Origin of the sequence: Aeromonas sp. 603607 (genome assembly GCF_049171595.1) — a bacterium.
In the GTDB taxonomy this organism is placed as follows: Bacteria; Pseudomonadota; Gammaproteobacteria; order Enterobacterales; family Aeromonadaceae; genus Aeromonas; species Aeromonas veronii.
Window position 1 is genome coordinate 37,858 of sequence record NZ_JAAKOV010000002.1, and the last position, 16,408, is coordinate 54,265.

Consider the following 16,408-nt stretch of genomic DNA (forward strand, 5'->3'; position numbering starts at 1 on the left):
GCTTGGCAGTTTGCCAACCCCTTTACCAGCTGCGCACCGGGCCGGTATCGAGGTGAACGAAGTTATCACGGGGATAGTAACCAACCCCACCCACCTTGAGCTGGAGCGCCGCCTTGCGCAGATGGGCCAGCTGTACGCCGGGGATCCGCACATCCACCGCCTGCCCCAGGGTGTGGTAGCTGTGCTTGGCCACGCCGCGGCTTTTGTGGCGCTTCTGACGATTGGTTGCCGGGGCGCGATAGCCGGAGATCAGCTGGATTTCACTGCGCCGACCCAGCTTGTGCTGCAACAGAAACAGCTGATCAAACAACTTCTTGTCGATGTTGAACACTTCGTTGCGCCGGTAATCGCGGAAGATGTGGTTGAGCTCGGCCAACCCGTCGCTCAGATAGTGGCCGTTCTCCCAATAGCTGGCGCGCACCCGCTCGCCGGTATTGAGATTGAAGAAACTGAGTTCACGCCCGGTGGTACTGCGGCTGGCCAGTGCAGGGAAGGAGATCAGCGAGCTGCCCAACAGGCAACCGGCTCCCAACAACAGGCGACGTCGACTTATCTCTTGTTCCAGCATAAGGGGTTCGTCCATCGCAGATTCAAGCGAAAATAGTTGAATAAGATCACTGATTGAATGTGATACAGGCGCTTGAAACTACCCTCCTGCGGGGCGCCCTGTCAAACCTCAATCGCCCATAGAAAAGCCCGGCACCGGCCGGGCTTTTCACTCTGTGGCAGGGATCACAGCAGGCGGCTCTGGAAGCTGACCCGATCAAATCCGTAGATGTCGTTACGCAGTTGCTGGCGACCATTTTCGTCGATCCAGCTGCTCCAGTAGACGGTAAAGACCGGGATCGGCGTGGTGAGCGGCAACCATTTGGTCTGGCTCTCCTTGAGGATATTGGCCACCTTGTCCGGCTGATAGCGGGAATCTGCCAGCAACAGTTCGGCCAGATCGTCCGCATGTTCCACCCGGATGCAGCCCGAGCTGAAGGCGCGCGCTCCCTGTTCGAACAGCGCCTTGCGCGGGGTGGAGTGCAGATAGATGGCGTCATTGTTGGGCAGGTAGAACTTGTAGCGCCCCAGGGCATTGTGATCCCCCGGCTTTTGCCGCAGGCGATAGGGGAAACCGGCGGCCAGCGCCTGATGCCACCCCTCTTCGGTGAACTGGACCGGATTGCCCTCGCTGTCGATCACCTCGAACTGCTCGCGACTCAGATAGGCGGGATCGCGACCCAGCTTGGGCAGGATATCCTTGCTCAGGATGGAGCGCGGCACATGCCAGGAGGGGTTGAGCACGATGGAGCGAATTTCGCTGGCCAGAATGGGGGTGGCCCGCTGCTCCTTGCCGACGATGACCCGGCTGGTAAACACCTCGTTGCCGGACTCCACCACGCTCAGACGGTAGTCGGGAATATTGACCAGCACGTAGCGGCCACCGGCGAGCTGATCCACCAGATCACGACGCCACAGGTTGCGCAGCAGCAGGCTGGCGCGCACTTGCGGGCCGGTATTGAGCCAGGAGCGGGTCTGACGACCGATAATGCCGTCCGCGGTGAGACCGTGACGACGCTGGAACTGTTTGATGGCCTGCTCGGTATCACCATCGTAAATCTGATCACCATGGCTCGGGGCGCTGTCGCCCAGCTCGTTGAGCATGGCGCGGATCTGGCCGAGCTCGGCGGAGCTCTCTCCGGCACGCAGGGTCGGCATATCGAGGGTCGGCCACTTGCTGGCCATCGGCATTGCCAGCAGTTTGTGCACTTTGGCCCGCACCGCCTCGTATTCCGCCACCTGAGGGCGCAGGGATTTCACCTGGGTGAGCAGGTCATCATCGCTGGGCTGGGTCACCACAGGGCGGTTCAAATCGAGCTTGAGGGTCTTCATCTGCTCGCGAGAGACCAGATCCATCCCCCGCCAGGCGTGCTGGAAACGGCTCAGCTTGGTAAAAATGTCGTCATAGATGGCGCCACGCTTGTCTGCAGGGGTGGCCTGCAGGCGCTTCCACAGCGTGAAAAAATCGGGATGCAGCTGGGCAAGCACAGCCTCTTGCAACTGCTGCTCCAGCTCGACACGGGCCTGTTCGGCCTGACTGCCCTGATACCAGTCGTGTCCGGTTTCACTGGCCGCCACCACAACTTGTGCTTCGGTCGCATGTACCGCGCCAGCGGGCAAACATCCCAGCCACACCAGATTGGCAAGGGCCAGCCAATACTTCATCCCCATGGGTACCTCAAAACGGTTTGTTCACTCTGTCGGGCCTGACAAGCAGACCCGATACTCAGGCCGCTCATGATGCGTGAACGGCCAATACTTTGCTAGCGCCCGGGGGCATAACGCTGCCAGATAATGTCATACGCATCTGTCTCCTTGAACCGCGCCAACGCCTGATTAAATTGTTGCAAGAACTGCGGCGAAAAGCTGCGCTTGCCCAACATAAAGAAGCTTGGCGATTCAGATACCACCATGGGGTGACTGGTGAACAGACCGCTCATCCCCTCCTTGTTAAGGGCGCTGGGGGTAGCCAGCATGTCACCGAGGAAACCGTCGATCCGGCCGCGGGCCAGCTTCTCAAAATTTTGCTGGTCGCTCACCGCACTCACCTGTTTGGCATAGCGAGCGAGCAGCGACATCACTTCCTCACCATAGAAGTACTCTTTGGTAACGCCGAGAGAGTAACCACTGGCCAGCCAGCTCGTCAGATCCTGTTCGGGATAGTGGCTGCCCTTGCGGATCCACAGCAAGGTGCGCCCCGGGTTGTAGGAGTCGGAAAACCAGGCATAACGGGCGCGCTCATCATTGATATTCGCCTCCATCGCCATGTCTATCTCGCCATGCTCCATTTCGTGCAGTACGCGCTTCCAGGGCAGCTCCACATAGTTGACCTTGCAGTGCATGGAAGTGAGCACAGCCGTCAGCACCTCGGCGGCATAACCGCGCACCTCTTGCGGTGAATCGGCTTCGTAATAATGGTAAGGGGGCCAGTTATCGTAACCGACCTGAATAGGCTCGGGACACAGGGCCCTGGCCAATGCCATTGGCGCCCATAATCCAAGCAACAGACAGCAAGAGATCCACTTCATATGTCATCCTTGACGAATAAGTGAGTCATCATAAATCGCCCCCTGCAAAATGGCGATAGAGGCCAGATGACTATCGCATCCGCTAGAAAATGACGCAGCAAAGCACGTCTATTTGCCAATTGCCCTGCCGGAGCACCATTGGCAACCGGCGCCCCGCCAGACCTGTTTAACCGGGAAACAGCAACGTTTGGAACAGGGGTAAAAAGGGGTTAATATGTGACCAAATATTTTTTTGTGATCCACTATGCTTTTTTTGCAATTGGATTAGCATATGCGCGACATCGGCCTACCCATTCTGTCAGGCATAGAGAGTGATATGACGTACAAAAAGTTCGGTTTTTTGACTGCCATTCTGGCGTTAAGCGGTTTTTATCTTTACACCCTCTATCTGGCTGCTCACCCCAACGTGAGCCTGGCCTACAAACTCTATTATCTGGAAGGCAAAACCCGCTTCTGGGAACACAACTCCAGCATGACCTATCAGCCGGGTAACGAGCTCAATCTGACCAAGCCGAGCCGCTTCCTCTCCAGCGAAGGCTGGGCCAAGAAGCCGAGCGACGAAGGTACCCTGCTCAGCGGTCAGGGCGGTCTCTACTTTGTGCTGCCCAAGCAGGCGGCCAATCCGGATCAGCTTACCGTACAGGCCCGCATCAACAGCCCGGAAGCCGGTGCCCTGTTGAAAGTGGCGCTGGGTCACGACTTCACCACCACGGTGAAACTGGCCAAAGCGGGCATCAACGAAATCCGCCTCAGTTTGCCCGGCGACTCGCTCACGGCAGATCCCAAGCGCCCCAATTTTCTGGCGCTCTCGGCACCTACTCCCATCAATGTGCAGTCGGTACGTTTGACCGTAGCCCAGTGATCCTTGCCCCGAATACCATTTTATAAAAACAACTATCCCAAATAAGGACGTTCTTATGTCGCATCCAGATTTTCGACTCTCTCTGGTCGTTCCCGTTTACAACGAGGAAGAGAGCATCGATGCCTTCATCAACGCGATAGACAACGAACTGGCCCCGCTGAAAGACCAGCTTGAAATTGTATTCGTTAACGATGGCAGCCGTGACCGCACCCGTGAAGTGGTCGAGCAGGCCATCGCCCGTGACCCGCGCGTGACCCTGGTCAACCTGGCACGCAACTTCGGTAAAGAAGCGGCCCTGACCGCCGGTCTGCATCAGGCCAAAGGGGATGCCATCGTGCCGATGGACGTGGATCTGCAAGACCCGCCCGCCCTGATCCTGGAGTTCGTTAAACTGTGGCAGACCGGTGACTATGACACCGTCTACGGCATCCGCGTCGATCGCAGCGCCGATACCCCGATGAAGCGCCTGACTGCCGGTGGCTTCTACCGCTTCTTCAACGCCCTCTCCACCAGCACCAAGCTACCGGAAAACGCCGGTGACTTCCGCCTGATCGACCGTCGCGTGGTCGAAGCGATCAAGCTGCTGCCGGAGCGCAACCGCTTTATGAAGGGGCTGTTTGCCTGGGCCGGTTTCCGTGCCGTTGGCGTCCCCTACGAGCGCCCGGCTCGTCACGCCGGTGAAACCAAGTTCAACTACTGGAAACTGTGGAACTTCGCCCTCGACGGTCTGCTCAGCTTCTCCAGCTGGCCGCTGCGGGTCTGGAGCTATGTGGGTGTCAGCGTCTCGCTGGTGGCCTTCCTCTATATCCTGAAAATCATCACCCAGGTGATCTTCTTCGGCATCGACGTGCCCGGTTACGCCTCCCTGATGTCCGTAGTGCTGTTCCTCGGCGGTATCCAGCTGCTGTCGCTCGGCATCATAGGCGAGTACATCGGCCGCATGTTCGTGGAAGTGAAACAGCGCCCGGTCTACCTCATTGAAGGGGTCTATGGCCAGTATGCCAAGCAGGATGCGGCCAAACCACAGAGCGCTGACAGCAACCCGCAAGAGCAGCAGGAGCAAGCGCCTCAATGATCTCCCGCGAGGAATTCTGGCGGCTGGTACGTTTCGGTTTTGTCGGCGGGGGGGCTACCCTCGTCGACCTTGGCACCTCCATCGCACTGTTTCATACCTGGCCCACCATCTCGGAGCACCTGGTTACCACGCTGGCTTTTGCCATCGCGTTCTGGTTCTCCTTCTTTGGTCACCGCTACATCACCTTCCAGAAGCAGGGAGCCGCCAGCAAGTTTCTGCTGGTTGCCCTCTTCTCGCTGGCGGTGCGTAACCTGATCCTGAGCGGCCTGCTGTTTGCGGGACTCTCCGGTCTGCTGCCGGTGGTCATCGCCACCCTGACCGTTACCGTCCTCACTTACGTTCTCTCTCGCGTCTGGGTTTTTGCCTGATGAATGATATGACCAATACTGCCCCGCTAACCGGGGCTGCACTCCCCTATCGCCCGTCACTGCGCATCAGCGGTCGTGACTGGCTGATGATCATCGCTGCCTTCATGCTGAGCCGGGTGGCGCTGTATGGCATGGGTTACTTCGGTGTCCAGCTCTATGGCTCCCCCGACATCGGCCCGCTGCAGGCCTATTGTCAGTTCGACTGCGTCTGGTTCCAGCGCATTATCGAGAACGGCTACGATCTCTACCCGCGCTGGCTGAGCAAGGGCAATGCGGCCAACTGGGCCTTTATGCCGCTCTACCCGATGGTCTCCGGTGCCATCTCCAACCTGTTCAATGTCGAGAGCCTGATCGGCCTCATCATTGTGGCCAACGCCTCCTTCTTCGCCAGCCTGCCGCTGATGCTGCTGGTGCTGCGTCAGCTCAAACTGGGTGACGATACCGCCCGCTTCGGCGTCTGGCTGCTCGCCTTCTCCCCCTTCTCCGCCTACTTCGTCTCCGGTTATACCGAGTCGACCTTTATGGCACTGATGCTGGGGATGTTCCTGTTCGCCTATCGGGAGCAGTGGCTGATGGTGGCCGTGCTGGGGGTCTGTATCTCCGCCACCCGCAACCTGGGGGTGATGATGGTCTTCCCGGTGCTGATCCTGGCGCTGCATGCTTACGGCTGGCGGGAATTTTTCCGCTTTACCGAGCGAGCTTTCAAGGTGGTCTTCACCCTCTGGATGATCCCGTTTGGCCTGTTTGCCTACATGGTCTACCTCTATCACCTGACCGGCGATGCCTTCGCCTTCAAACACATTCAGGTGGCATGGGGTCGCTACATGGACAGCCCGCTGGACTGGTGGCTGAGCGGTTTCGAGCTGGGCGGCCGCAAGGCTTACCTCTCTATCATGGTGATCTTCGGCTGGTGCCTGAACGGCTACCTGTTTAGCCAGAAACGCTGGGCCGAAGCGACCCTGATGTTCATCTGCTGCACCATCCCGCTGATGACCGGCCTCAACGCCATGCCACGCTACATGTTCGGGCTCTACCCGACCCTGCTGGCCATCATTCTGCTGACCCATCGCTGGCCTGCCATCCGCCCTGCTGTGCTCTGCCTCAGCGGCATGGTTGCTTCCTTCATCGCGGTGGCCTTCGTCAACTTCAAGTTCTTCACCGTCTGATGTGACGACAATGCCTGACACACCAAATGCCGGTCACCTGACCGGCATTTTTTTATGGCCGCTATTTTTATCGGCAGAGCGTCTCTCTCCTCTCCGTCACACTTTCCTCGGCTTGAAAACGTAACCATTTGAACTGATGTCACAAATCGGCATTTTGCCGATCCAAGGCGCGCTTTGCTGCTCCTAGAATGGGCCCTTGTCCGAACTGCCCTGCTCAAGGAATGGCTTATGCGTCGTGCTCATTACTTATCCCCTCTCTGGCTCGCCCTGCTGGCCGCCCCTCTGTTCACCCAACAGGCGCTGGCCGCTCCCGAGGTTCGCCTCTATGTGGATGGTCAACCGGTCGCGACCCCGATCGCGCTGGACAAGGGCACGGTGGAGCTGATCCATCCCCTTGCCAAGGGGAGCCACCAGATCCACATCAGCGACGCAGACAACAGTTGCGGTACCAGCTTTGGCCCGAGTGAGAGCAAGCCACTCCCCTTCGGCACCGCCCAACCAATGGACAAATGCAGCAAGGATCAGAGCTTTACCCTGCGGGTGATGCTGGCCGGGGAGTATCAGTTCACCTTCAACCCGGATACCCCCAGCCTCAAGGTGCTGCGGGCGACCAAGAAGAGCGAGTTCAAGCGCCAGCCACCACAAGAGCCCTGCATCAGCTGGGATGGCGGCCCGGTCACTGTATCCCTGAAAGGGGTCTGGCCCGACGGTACCCGACTGAGGGATGCCTACTCGAAACAGGAGGCGGTGGTCAAACAGGGCAAACTGACCCTGACCCCGAGTAAAGAGAGCGGCGGCCTGCTGCTGCTCGAGCCGGTCAAGGCAGTCAAGCCAGCACCATTCAGCTGGGATCAGGCGAGCGTCTATTTCCTGCTGACCGACCGCTTCAACAACGGCGATCCCGCCAACGACCACAGTTTCGGCCGCCAGAAGGATGGTCAGGACGAGGTGGCCACCTGGCATGGCGGTGACTTCAAGGGGCTGACCGAGAAGCTCGACTACATCAAGAGCCTCGGCATGAACGCCATCTGGATCACCCCCATGGTGGAGCAGGTTCACGGCTTCATTGGTGGCGGCGAGCAGGGCAATTTCCCCTTCTACGCCTACCACGGCTACTGGGCGCTCGACTTCACCAAGATTGACCCCAACTACGGCGATGAAGAGAGTCTGAAAACCCTGGTGGACGAGGCCCACAAGCGCGGCATGCGGATCATCCTCGACGTGGTGATGAACCACGCCGGTTATGCCACCCTCGCCGATCTGCAAGATCTGGGGCTCACCGAACTGACCCAGAACAGCGGCAAACTGCCGACCGTCTGGAACCAGTGGCGCCCGAGCGGTGGCCTCAACTGGCATGGCTACAACCAGTTCATCGACTATCAATCACCCGCGTGGAACAAGTGGTGGAGCGGTGACTGGGTGCGCGCCGGTCTGCCCGGCTACCCACAGCCAGGCACCGACGATGTCACCGGCTCGGTGGCGGGGCTGCCGGACTTTCTCACCGAATCGACCAAACCGGTAGGGCTGCCGCCGTTGCTGGCTGCGAAAAAAGATACCCTCGCCAAGGCGCTGCCCGACGCTACCGTGAGTGACTATCTCATCGCCTGGCACACCGACTGGGTGCGCCGCTTTGGCATCGACGGCTTCCGCGCCGACACCGTCAAGCATCTGGAGCCCGAGGTGTGGGCCAAGCTCAAGCAGGCGGGCACCGCTGCGCTCAAGGAGTGGAAGACTAACAACCCGGACAAGGCCCTCGACAATCTGCCCTTCTACATGGTGGGCGAGGTGTGGGATCACGGGGTGGCCAAGGATTTCTGGTATCAGAACGGCTTCGATTCCCTGATCAACTTCGACTATCAGCGTGAGTTCGCCCTGCCCCAGGCGCAGTGCATGGCCAGTGCCGAGCCCACCTATGCCAGCTACGCCAGCCGCATCAATCAGGATCCCGAGTTCAACGTGCTGAGCTACATCAGCTCCCACGACACCAAGCTGTTCTTTGGCGACTATCAGGATGTGCCGCTACAGCGCCGGGTCGCCAACAGCTTTATGCTGCTGCCAGGCGGTATCCAGCTCTACTATGGCGACGAGTCCGGCCGGGGGCTGGCCAAGGATGGGGGGGTGTTCGATCAGGCGTTGCGCTCGGACATGAACTGGCAGGAGCTGGCCAGCGGCGACAAGGCTGAGCTAGTCAAGCACTGGCAGCAACTGGGCCAGTTCCGCGCAGCCCATCCGGCCATTGCGGCAGGCAGCCACCAGAAACTCTCTGATGCTCCCTACGCCTTTGTGCGGGAGAAGGGGGATGACAAGGTGGTGGTGGTCTTTGCCGGTCGGCAGAAGTAACTCTTGAGCCACATTCACCAGCAACAGAGAGGGGAGCCACTGGCTCCCCTCTCTCGTTTATCTATCTACCAAGGCTCACTGTGACAGGCGCGCCGCCACCGGCCACTGCAGGCGCGCTTTGACCAACATCTCTTGCCACAGGGGCCAGGCCAGCAGCGCCTGATGATAGGTTCCGGCCTGACCGGGCAACAGGATGCCGTAGCTGGCCAGCCGATAGGCCATCACCGCATAGAAGGCGTCGATAATGCCCGCCTCGCCAAAGTAGAAGGGGCCACGCGCCTGCGACCAGATCTCCTGCAAGCGAGCCAGCTCGCCGACCGCCTCCACCGGGGGATCGATACGGGTTGGCGCCCCAAGAAAGAAGGGGAGCAGAGAACGGATCTGCCGAAATCCGGCGTGCAACTCGGCACAGAGGCTGCGAGCCTGTGCCCGCTCGGCAAGCGAAACAGGATAGAGCTGGCGGTCGGGACAGAGCTCGTGAACATATTCGGCAATGGCCAGCGAGTCATGAACCCGCACGCCATCGTGTTCGAGCCAGGGCACCAGACCGGCCGGTGCCAGCCGCTTGAGCCGCGCCAGCGACTTGGCATCCTCCAGATCGAACACCTGCTCCTGCCACGTCAGCCCGCTCATGGCGAGCACCAGTGCCGCCCGCATCGCCCAGGTGGAGCCGGTGCCCACCGCCAATACCAAGGATCCCATCTGCTGCCTCCTGCATGAGTTGCCTGCGACCGGCCGATCTGCCCTTGATGGCAAAACATCCGATGGTCGCTTCACATTTGCACACCGGCGGGTTTGACCCTCTTGGTGAGCGATGCTAGTTTGATTTTTCAAAACAATCAGTTAGCAACAATGTGAGCCATTAACCGAAATATGGACAGCCAATTTACCATCGTCATCGCAGATGACCACCCCCTGTTTCGGGGCGCCCTTTACCAAGCGGTGCACATGGCCATCAACGACGCTCAATTGCTGGAAGCGGACTCCATCGACAGCCTGACCAGCCTGCTCGGCGAGCACCCCGAAGTTGACCTGTTGCTGCTCGATCTCAAGATGCCGGGAGCCAATGGCTTCGAGGGGCTGGCCCACCTGCGCGGCCAATATCCCGACCTGCCCATCGTGGTGGTCTCCGCCTCGGAAGATGCGGCCATCATCCAGCAGGTGCTGCGGCTCGGGGCGCTCGGCTTTATTCCCAAGTCGGTGCCGATGAAGGAGCTGGTCAACGCCCTCAATACGGTGATCGGGGGGGATAACTGGGTGCCGGAAGGCATCTCGCTTCATCCCGAATCGGAAGATGGCCCCGATTTCGCCAGCAAGCTGGCCAGCCTCACCCCCCAGCAATACAAGGTGCTGATCATGCTGCGCGATGGCAGCCTCAACAAACAGATCGCCTGGGAGCTCAATGTCTCCGAGGCCACCATCAAGGCCCATATCACCGCCATCTTCAGAAAACTGGGGGTCAAGAACCGCACTCAGGCGGTTATCGCCCTGCAACAGCTCGATATCAAGGAGAGCTGAGCCCCGAACGCGGCGACACAGGCCAGATGAGATAGCCAGCCATGCTGGCTATTTGTTGCTCGACAATTAGCACGATCGTACTTTATGCTGCCAGCGCCAACGAGGAGAGAGTGATGAGCAAGGGGCGCCTGACCCGGGAAACCATTTTGCAGACCGCCTTCGAGCAGGCGAGCCAGCAAGGGCTGGAGAGCCTGACCATCGGCTCGCTGGCCAGCGCCTGCGAGATGTCGAAAAGCGGCCTGTTTGCCCACTTTCAATCTCGCGACAATCTGCAGATCGCCGTGCTGGAGTACGCCGCCGAGGTGTTCCGGCTGCGGGTGATCCAGCCGGTACGTCAGCAGGAGCACCAGAGCCAGCACGACAAGCTGATCGCCCTGCTGCGCGCCTGGCAGGCGTGGAACCACTGCTTCGCCGGTCGCTGCATGTTCCTCGACGCCTGGACCTCGGCGCAGGATGGCCATGAGCAAAAGAGCCTGGTGCAGCAAGCTGCCCGGCAACTGGTGCGCTTCTGGCTCGACTATCTGGCCCGTCAGGTGGTGCAGGGTCAGGCCGCAGGCGAGTGGCGACGGGAGATGGATCCCTGGCGCGCCGTTTACCGTCTCTATGGCCTCTATCTGGCGGATCAGGTGTTCAACGATCTCGAACTGTGTCAGGATCCGGCCCGCCACTTCTGGCCCGAGGTGGACGCTCTGCTGAGCAGCTGGCGCTGATGTTTTGGCATCCGTTCAACACGAATTTTTAAAAACCGACAAAAAAGCACGACCGTTCGCATATAAAAACCACAGGATGACCATGAGCAGCAAGATCTACTTCAACACTCGCCGCTTCAGCCCGAGCAAATGGCTGCTGGGGATCGGCACCCGGTTGCACCACAGACTCGCCCCTACCCATGCCAAGCGTACCGCCAGCAAGTTGCTGCTCACCCCCCAGCGCAACCAGCGCGGTGGCCACGAACCAGCCGGTCTGGTGAAGCAGGCCGTCCATACCAGCGAAGGTGTATTGATGAGCTATCGGCTCGGTCAGGGGCCGCTGTGGCTGCTGATGCACGGCTGGTCCGGCAGCGCCAGCCAGTTCTATCCGCTGATGAGCCATATCGCCGCGCAGGGTTTCACCGCCATTGCCTACGATCATCCGGCCCACGGCCAGAGCGCGGGCAACACTGGTCACCTGCCCCGTTTCGTGCGCGCCTTCGACGAGCTGGCAACCAAGCTGGCCAGTGAAGTAGGCCCGCTGCACGGGGTCATCGCCCACAGCATGGGAGGCGCCGTCACCCTCTCCAGCCGTCAGGCGGGTATCGATACCCTGCCGCTGCTGTTGATTTCGCCGGTGCTCGACTATGTGCCCCAGCTCTACGGCATGGTGGCGCGCTCCGGCTACTCCATCCGGTTGTTCGATGCGGTGGTCAAGGAGATTGAGCAAGAGTACCAGCACCCCTTGAGCACGGTCGATCCGCTGGGTCGCCTCGCCAGTCGCAGCGGTGCGGCAATGATAGTACACGACGAGGAGGACAGATTTGCCCCGCACGGCGATTCCTTGCGGGCCAGTCAGGATGGTCATACCAGGCTGGTGAGCACCCGGGGACTGGGCCACGGTCGCATCCTCGCCAGCGCCCCGGTCTTCGCCGCCTTCGATCAGCTGGCGCGGCCGGAAAATCCTCACCGCGCCCTTTGACATGGGGCCATGAAAAAAACGGGCAAGCGCCCGTTTTTATATTTGATACAGCGCCTTATAGTTAACTTGTCAGTGGGAACATTCTTGTCAGAACACGATAAGGCGCCAGCATATGGCCAGACCCAATACAGCGTTGTTGCTCACCGGTGGCGGTGCTCGCGCCGCCTATCAGGTCGGCGCCCTCAAGGCGATTGCGGAGCTCTACCCGCGCAATCTCGGCATCCCTTTTCCCATCCTGTGTGGCACCTCGGCGGGGGCCATCAATGTCACTGCACTGGCCTGCTACGCCTCCTGCTTCCATCTGGGGGTGCGCAAGCTGGAGTGGGTCTGGCGCCGCTTCGAGACTCACCACATCTTCGATTTTCATCCCGGTCGCCTGCTGTGGCGGCTGATGTACGAGGGGTCGGCGGGGCTGATCAACCCCCACACCAACCACGCCTTTCACCTCTTTGACAACGCGCCGCTGCACCGCCTGCTGGATCAGCTCATCGACTATCACCGCATCGATGACAACATCCTCTACGGCAGTCTGGAGGCGCTGGCCATCACGGCATCGGATTACGACGACGGTCTCTCCACCACCTTCTTTCAGGGGCGGGCCGACCACCATCCGTGGGAGCGGGCCAGACGGCGCGGGGTACGCACCGTGCTTACATCGGAGCACCTGCTCGCCTCCTCGGCGTTGCCCTTTGTCTTTCCGGCCACCCGGATCGGCGAGAAATTCTACGGCGACGGCTCCATCCACCAGCTGAGCCCGCTCAGCCCCGCCATCCATCTGGGGGCGGAGCGGATCCTGCTGATCACCCAGGATCCGCCAGCCCACTCGGCGCCGACCCATCATCACGGTCATCTCACCAGCTCCAATATCGCCAGCCATCTGCTCGATACCGTCTTTACCGACACCCTCAACTCCGATCTGGAGCGGCTGTGGCGCATCAACCAGACTCTGGATCTTATCCCTGAGCGGGAGCGCAACCGCCTAAAGCTGAAGCGGGTGGAGACCTGCGTGCTGAAACCGAGTCAGGATCTCGACACCATCGCACTGGCCTACCTGCGCAAACTGCCGCTAAAGTTGCGCCGGCTGTTGCGGGTGTTGGGCGTGAAGGGGGATGAGACCAGCAGTCTGGCGAGCTTTCTGATGTTCTATCCAGGTTACTGCCAACAGCTGATCAAGCTGGGCTATCAGGACACCCTGAGGGAGCGGGAGCGGGTCGTCGCCTTCCTCGATATCGAAGGGCTACCAAAAGAGCGGGAGTAAAGGACGCGGCCGATGAGAGCAAGGGGGCTCAGCGCCCCTCCAGCAAACGCTGCTCCGCCTGCTCCATCGCCACCACGGTACCAAACAGGATCAGCCGATCCCCAGCCGCCAGCACCAGCTCGGGTCTGGGTTCCAGGCTCTGATCGCCGCGCTGTACCTCCTTGATCCGCACCTCATCAAGCGGCAGCTCGCGCACTTCACGGCCTACTGCCCACGCCTGATCGTGCAGCAACAGCGGATGGAGGCGTTCAAGCAGCTGATCCGCTTCCAGATTGCTGGCGCTCTGATCCCCCCAGTAGAAGCCGTGCAGGAAGCGATACTGGCTGCTGCGCTCGAGCTCCATCCGGCGGATCACCCGACCAATGGGGATATCGCAGTTGAGCAGCAGGTGGGAGACCAGCATCAGGGCCCCCTCCTGGGATTCGGGGATCACCTCAAACGCCCCCGCCTGCTTGTACTGCTCCAGAAAGCTGTCATCCCGGGTACGTACCAGCACCTTGAGATCCCCCGCCAGTTCGCGGATCAGTGCCAGCATAGTCTCAACCCGCTTGCGGTCATCGAAGGTGATGATCACCAGCCGTGCCCGCAACAGACCGGCGGCCAGCAGAATATCGCGGCGGCTGGCATCGCCGAAGGCCACCTGCTCCCCCGCCAGCTTGGCCTCGCTCACCCGCTCGGGGTCGAGGTCTAGGGCCAGAAAGGGGATCTCCTCGATCTTGAGAAAGCGGGCACAAGTCTGCCCGGCCCGGCCAAACCCGGCGATGATGACATGCTGGTTTTTGCTCAGGCCCGACTGGGCGACTTCGGAGCGGGTCAGCAGCGCCGGATCGGTCAGGCTGCGGGCCAGCGAATGGGCCTGAGTCACCAGCCAGGGGGTCATGGCGATGGAGATGATGCCGATACCGATCAGCAGGGAGACCAGTTGCTGATCCAGCAAGCCGTGGTGGAGCGCCAGCGCCAGCAGCACGAAGCCGAACTCCCCCACCTGACTGAGCATGATGCCGGCGGCCATGCTGTCGCGCTTGCGCTCCCCCATCAGCCGCCCGGCCAGCAGCACCAGCAGGGATTTGCACAGTACCAGTAGCACCACGCAGATCAGTACCTGCCACCATGCCCGTGCCACCAGCTCCCACTCCATAGCCATGCCGATGGTGATAAAGAAGAGCCCCATCAGCACATCGCGAAAGGGCTTGATGTCCACCTCCAGCTGATGACGGTAGTGGGACTCCCCCAGCATCATCCCCGCCAGAAACGCCCCCAGTGCCATCGACAGCCCGAGCGAATGGGTCATGAAAGCGGCGAGCAGCGCCACCAGCAGGGCACTCAGCACAAACAGCTCGTCGGAGCGGGCCCGCGCCACCTCGTGAAACAGCAGCGGCAGCAACCACTTGCCCACCGCCAGCAGAGTGAAGAGGGCAAACAGCCCCTTGAGGGTGGCCCAGGCGATCTCGGCGGCCAGGGCGCTCCCCTGCACTTCCGGCTGGGCGAGAATAGGGATCATCACCAGCAGGGGCACCACCGCCAGATCCTGAAACAGCAGCACGCTCACCCCCAGCTGGGCGCGGCGGGTATGGAGCTGCTTCTGCTCGCCGAGCTGCTTGATCACCACAGCCGTGGAGGAGAGTGCCAACGTTCCCGCCACCACCAACGACTGGGCCAGACCCAGCCCCCACCACCAGCCGATGGCGAAGAAGAGCAGTGACGTGAGCAGCACCTGCAACATCCCCACCCCCAGCACCAACCGACGCATCGCCAGTAATTTCGGCAGGGAGAACTCCAGCCCCAGCGAGAACATCAGAAAGACGATCCCCAGCTCGGCAATGGTCTGCATGATCGACTGGCCGGTGATCACCGCCAGTCCGTGGGGGCCGAGCAAGACGCCAGCAATCAGGTAGGCAAGGATGACCGGCAAGCCGAGGCGCCGGAAAGTTGCCACCAGCAGCACGGCGGCGAACAGCAGGATCAACAGGTCGGTGTACAAATTTCCCTCTCCTTTTATCGACTTAAGCTTAGTCAGCCGATCTGGCGGGCAGGAAAGATATATTGGGCATGCCAATTGCAAGGAGGAGACAGTAGTCAGGTGTTACAGGTGGAAGACCATGGAAAATACGTCGTCACTTAATGGCTTTAGCCATGGCATCGAGCAGTGGGTTCGCCAGATGGAGCGGCTCACGCCGTTGCCCAGCGTTGAACGCAACCAGTTGCTCGAGCAGTTGTTGGGGCAGAGCGATCTCGGCGGTCTGCTGACAACTTTTGCCGATCGTGCGGCAAGAATTGTCAGGATCCACGGTCTCTACCTCGATTGTGGCCAGCCCCATGTGCTGATCCAGCACCCGCCGCTGGCCACCCTCAACCTGCACAACTATCCGTTCGAGCTGCGCGGTCAGCATGGCCAGCTGCTCGGCCAGCTCCACTACGAGCTGGAACACCCGCTGAGCGGCAGCCAGCAACGGGTACTGATGCAATACCATCAGCTGCTCTGCCTGCTGCTGCCCCTCTATCTGCGGCTGGAAAAACTGGATCAGCTGGTCCGGCTCGATCACCTGACCGGCCTTGGCAACCGCTCCTACTTTGACGAAGCCATCGGCCGCGCCATCGAGCAGCATAGCCGCGAGCCCCACGGACTGGTGCTGGTGCTGCTGGATCTCGATCGCTTCAAGCAGATCAATGACACTTGGGGTCATCCAGTGGGGGATCTGGTGCTTAGCCGCTTCGCCCAGCTGCTCAAGGGGTGCATCCGCAGCACGGATCAAGCCTTCCGGCTCGGGGGAGATGAATTTGCCCTGCTGCTGCAACCGGCCGAACCCGAGGCGTGGCGCCCGGTCTGGCTGCGACTGCAGCATATGTTGATGACCAACAAGGAGCTCAGCACCTTCTCGGTCGGATGCAGCCTTGGCGCCGCCAGCTGGCAATCCGGGGTCGATGTGCCGAGCCTCTACGAGGCGGCCGACAACCACCTCTATGCTCGCAAAAAAGCCGGCTCAGCCGGCCTTATCGAATAATCCCGAACTCTTCTTTGCTCCGGCACATGCACGCCATGTGACCGGAGCTTCTTTTTTTTGGGCTAACCCCCCCT

General features: G+C 60.5%; 15 protein-coding genes. 10 read left to right on the plus strand and 5 right to left on the minus strand.

Annotated elements, in window-relative coordinates; translation table 11 throughout:
• Positions 1-22 precede the first annotated feature (22 nt).
• The 3 genes from G5315_RS03175 to G5315_RS03185 form a co-directional block, all read right to left on the minus strand.
• Positions 23-568 (minus strand): DUF882 domain-containing protein, encoded by a 546-nt coding sequence (locus G5315_RS03175; protein WP_005338458.1) that lies wholly within the window; start codon positions 566-568, stop codon positions 23-25.
• 164 nt (positions 569-732) lie between these two features.
• Positions 733-2,217 (minus strand): L,D-transpeptidase family protein, encoded by a 1,485-nt coding sequence (locus G5315_RS03180; protein ID WP_005358830.1) that lies wholly within the window; start codon positions 2,215-2,217, stop codon positions 733-735.
• Between the two features lie 92 nt (positions 2,218-2,309).
• On the minus strand, positions 2,310-3,074 hold the full coding sequence (locus tag G5315_RS03185) for a substrate-binding periplasmic protein (RefSeq protein WP_129504524.1): 765 nt from the start codon (positions 3,072-3,074) through the stop codon (positions 2,310-2,312).
• 316 nt (positions 3,075-3,390) lie between these two features.
• Here G5315_RS03185 and G5315_RS03190 point away from each other — a divergent pair, with 316 nt between their 5' ends.
• From G5315_RS03190 to G5315_RS03210, 5 genes are all read left to right on the plus strand, one after another.
• Entirely contained in the window at positions 3,391-3,936 is a 546-nt protein-coding gene (locus tag G5315_RS03190; RefSeq protein ID WP_041202288.1) for a hypothetical protein, read from the plus strand.
• A 55-nt stretch (positions 3,937-3,991) separates the two neighbouring features.
• Complete coding sequence (locus tag G5315_RS03195) at positions 3,992-5,011, plus strand: glycosyltransferase family 2 protein (RefSeq protein ID WP_058056731.1); 1,020 nt, start codon at positions 3,992-3,994, stop codon at positions 5,009-5,011.
• A complete protein-coding gene (locus G5315_RS03200) occupies positions 5,008-5,379 on the plus strand; it encodes a GtrA family protein (protein ID WP_005338463.1) in 372 nt (123 codons plus the stop codon). Before G5315_RS03195 ends, G5315_RS03200 begins: the two co-directional genes overlap by 4 nt.
• On the plus strand, positions 5,379-6,545 hold the full coding sequence (locus tag G5315_RS03205; protein WP_421332413.1) for a hypothetical protein: 1,167 nt from the start codon (positions 5,379-5,381) through the stop codon (positions 6,543-6,545). The genes G5315_RS03200 and G5315_RS03205 overlap by 1 nt, the downstream gene beginning before the upstream one ends.
• 228 nt (positions 6,546-6,773) lie before the next feature.
• Positions 6,774-8,885 carry an alpha-amylase gene (locus tag G5315_RS03210; protein ID WP_421332414.1) on the plus strand — a complete coding sequence of 704 codons (2,112 nt, stop codon included), beginning with the start codon at positions 6,774-6,776 and terminating at the stop codon, positions 8,883-8,885.
• Between the two features lie 75 nt (positions 8,886-8,960).
• Here the strand turns inward: G5315_RS03210 and G5315_RS03215 are convergent, their stop codons facing one another.
• A complete protein-coding gene (locus tag G5315_RS03215) occupies positions 8,961-9,587 on the minus strand; it encodes a glutathione S-transferase N-terminal domain-containing protein (protein ID WP_252655947.1) in 627 nt (208 codons plus the stop codon).
• 171 nt (positions 9,588-9,758) lie between these two features.
• Between G5315_RS03215 and G5315_RS03220 the strand changes: the two genes are divergently transcribed.
• From G5315_RS03220 to G5315_RS03235, 4 genes are all read left to right on the plus strand, one after another.
• Positions 9,759-10,403, plus strand: coding sequence for a response regulator (locus G5315_RS03220; protein ID WP_005338467.1), 645 nt, complete (start codon positions 9,759-9,761; stop codon positions 10,401-10,403).
• Positions 10,404-10,516: 113 nt separating this feature from the next.
• Positions 10,517-11,113 carry a TetR/AcrR family transcriptional regulator gene (locus G5315_RS03225; RefSeq protein ID WP_167572398.1) on the plus strand — a complete coding sequence of 199 codons (597 nt, stop codon included), beginning with the start codon at positions 10,517-10,519 and terminating at the stop codon, positions 11,111-11,113.
• 82 nt (positions 11,114-11,195) lie between these two features.
• On the plus strand, positions 11,196-12,074 hold the full coding sequence (locus tag G5315_RS03230) for an alpha/beta hydrolase (protein WP_206900304.1): 879 nt from the start codon (positions 11,196-11,198) through the stop codon (positions 12,072-12,074).
• A gap of 112 nt (positions 12,075-12,186) precedes the next feature.
• Positions 12,187-13,332, plus strand: a complete 1,146-nt coding sequence (locus G5315_RS03235; protein ID WP_236361769.1) for a patatin-like phospholipase family protein — start codon at positions 12,187-12,189, stop codon at positions 13,330-13,332.
• A gap of 28 nt (positions 13,333-13,360) precedes the next feature.
• Here G5315_RS03235 and G5315_RS03240 read toward each other — a convergent pair whose 3' ends face one another.
• On the minus strand, positions 13,361-15,313 hold the full coding sequence (locus tag G5315_RS03240) for a cation:proton antiporter (RefSeq protein ID WP_421332416.1): 1,953 nt from the start codon (positions 15,311-15,313) through the stop codon (positions 13,361-13,363).
• Between the two features lie 118 nt (positions 15,314-15,431).
• Here G5315_RS03240 and G5315_RS03245 point away from each other — a divergent pair, with 118 nt between their 5' ends.
• Entirely contained in the window at positions 15,432-16,334 is a 903-nt protein-coding gene (locus G5315_RS03245; protein WP_421332418.1) for a GGDEF domain-containing protein, read from the plus strand.
• Positions 16,335-16,408 lie beyond the last annotated feature (74 nt).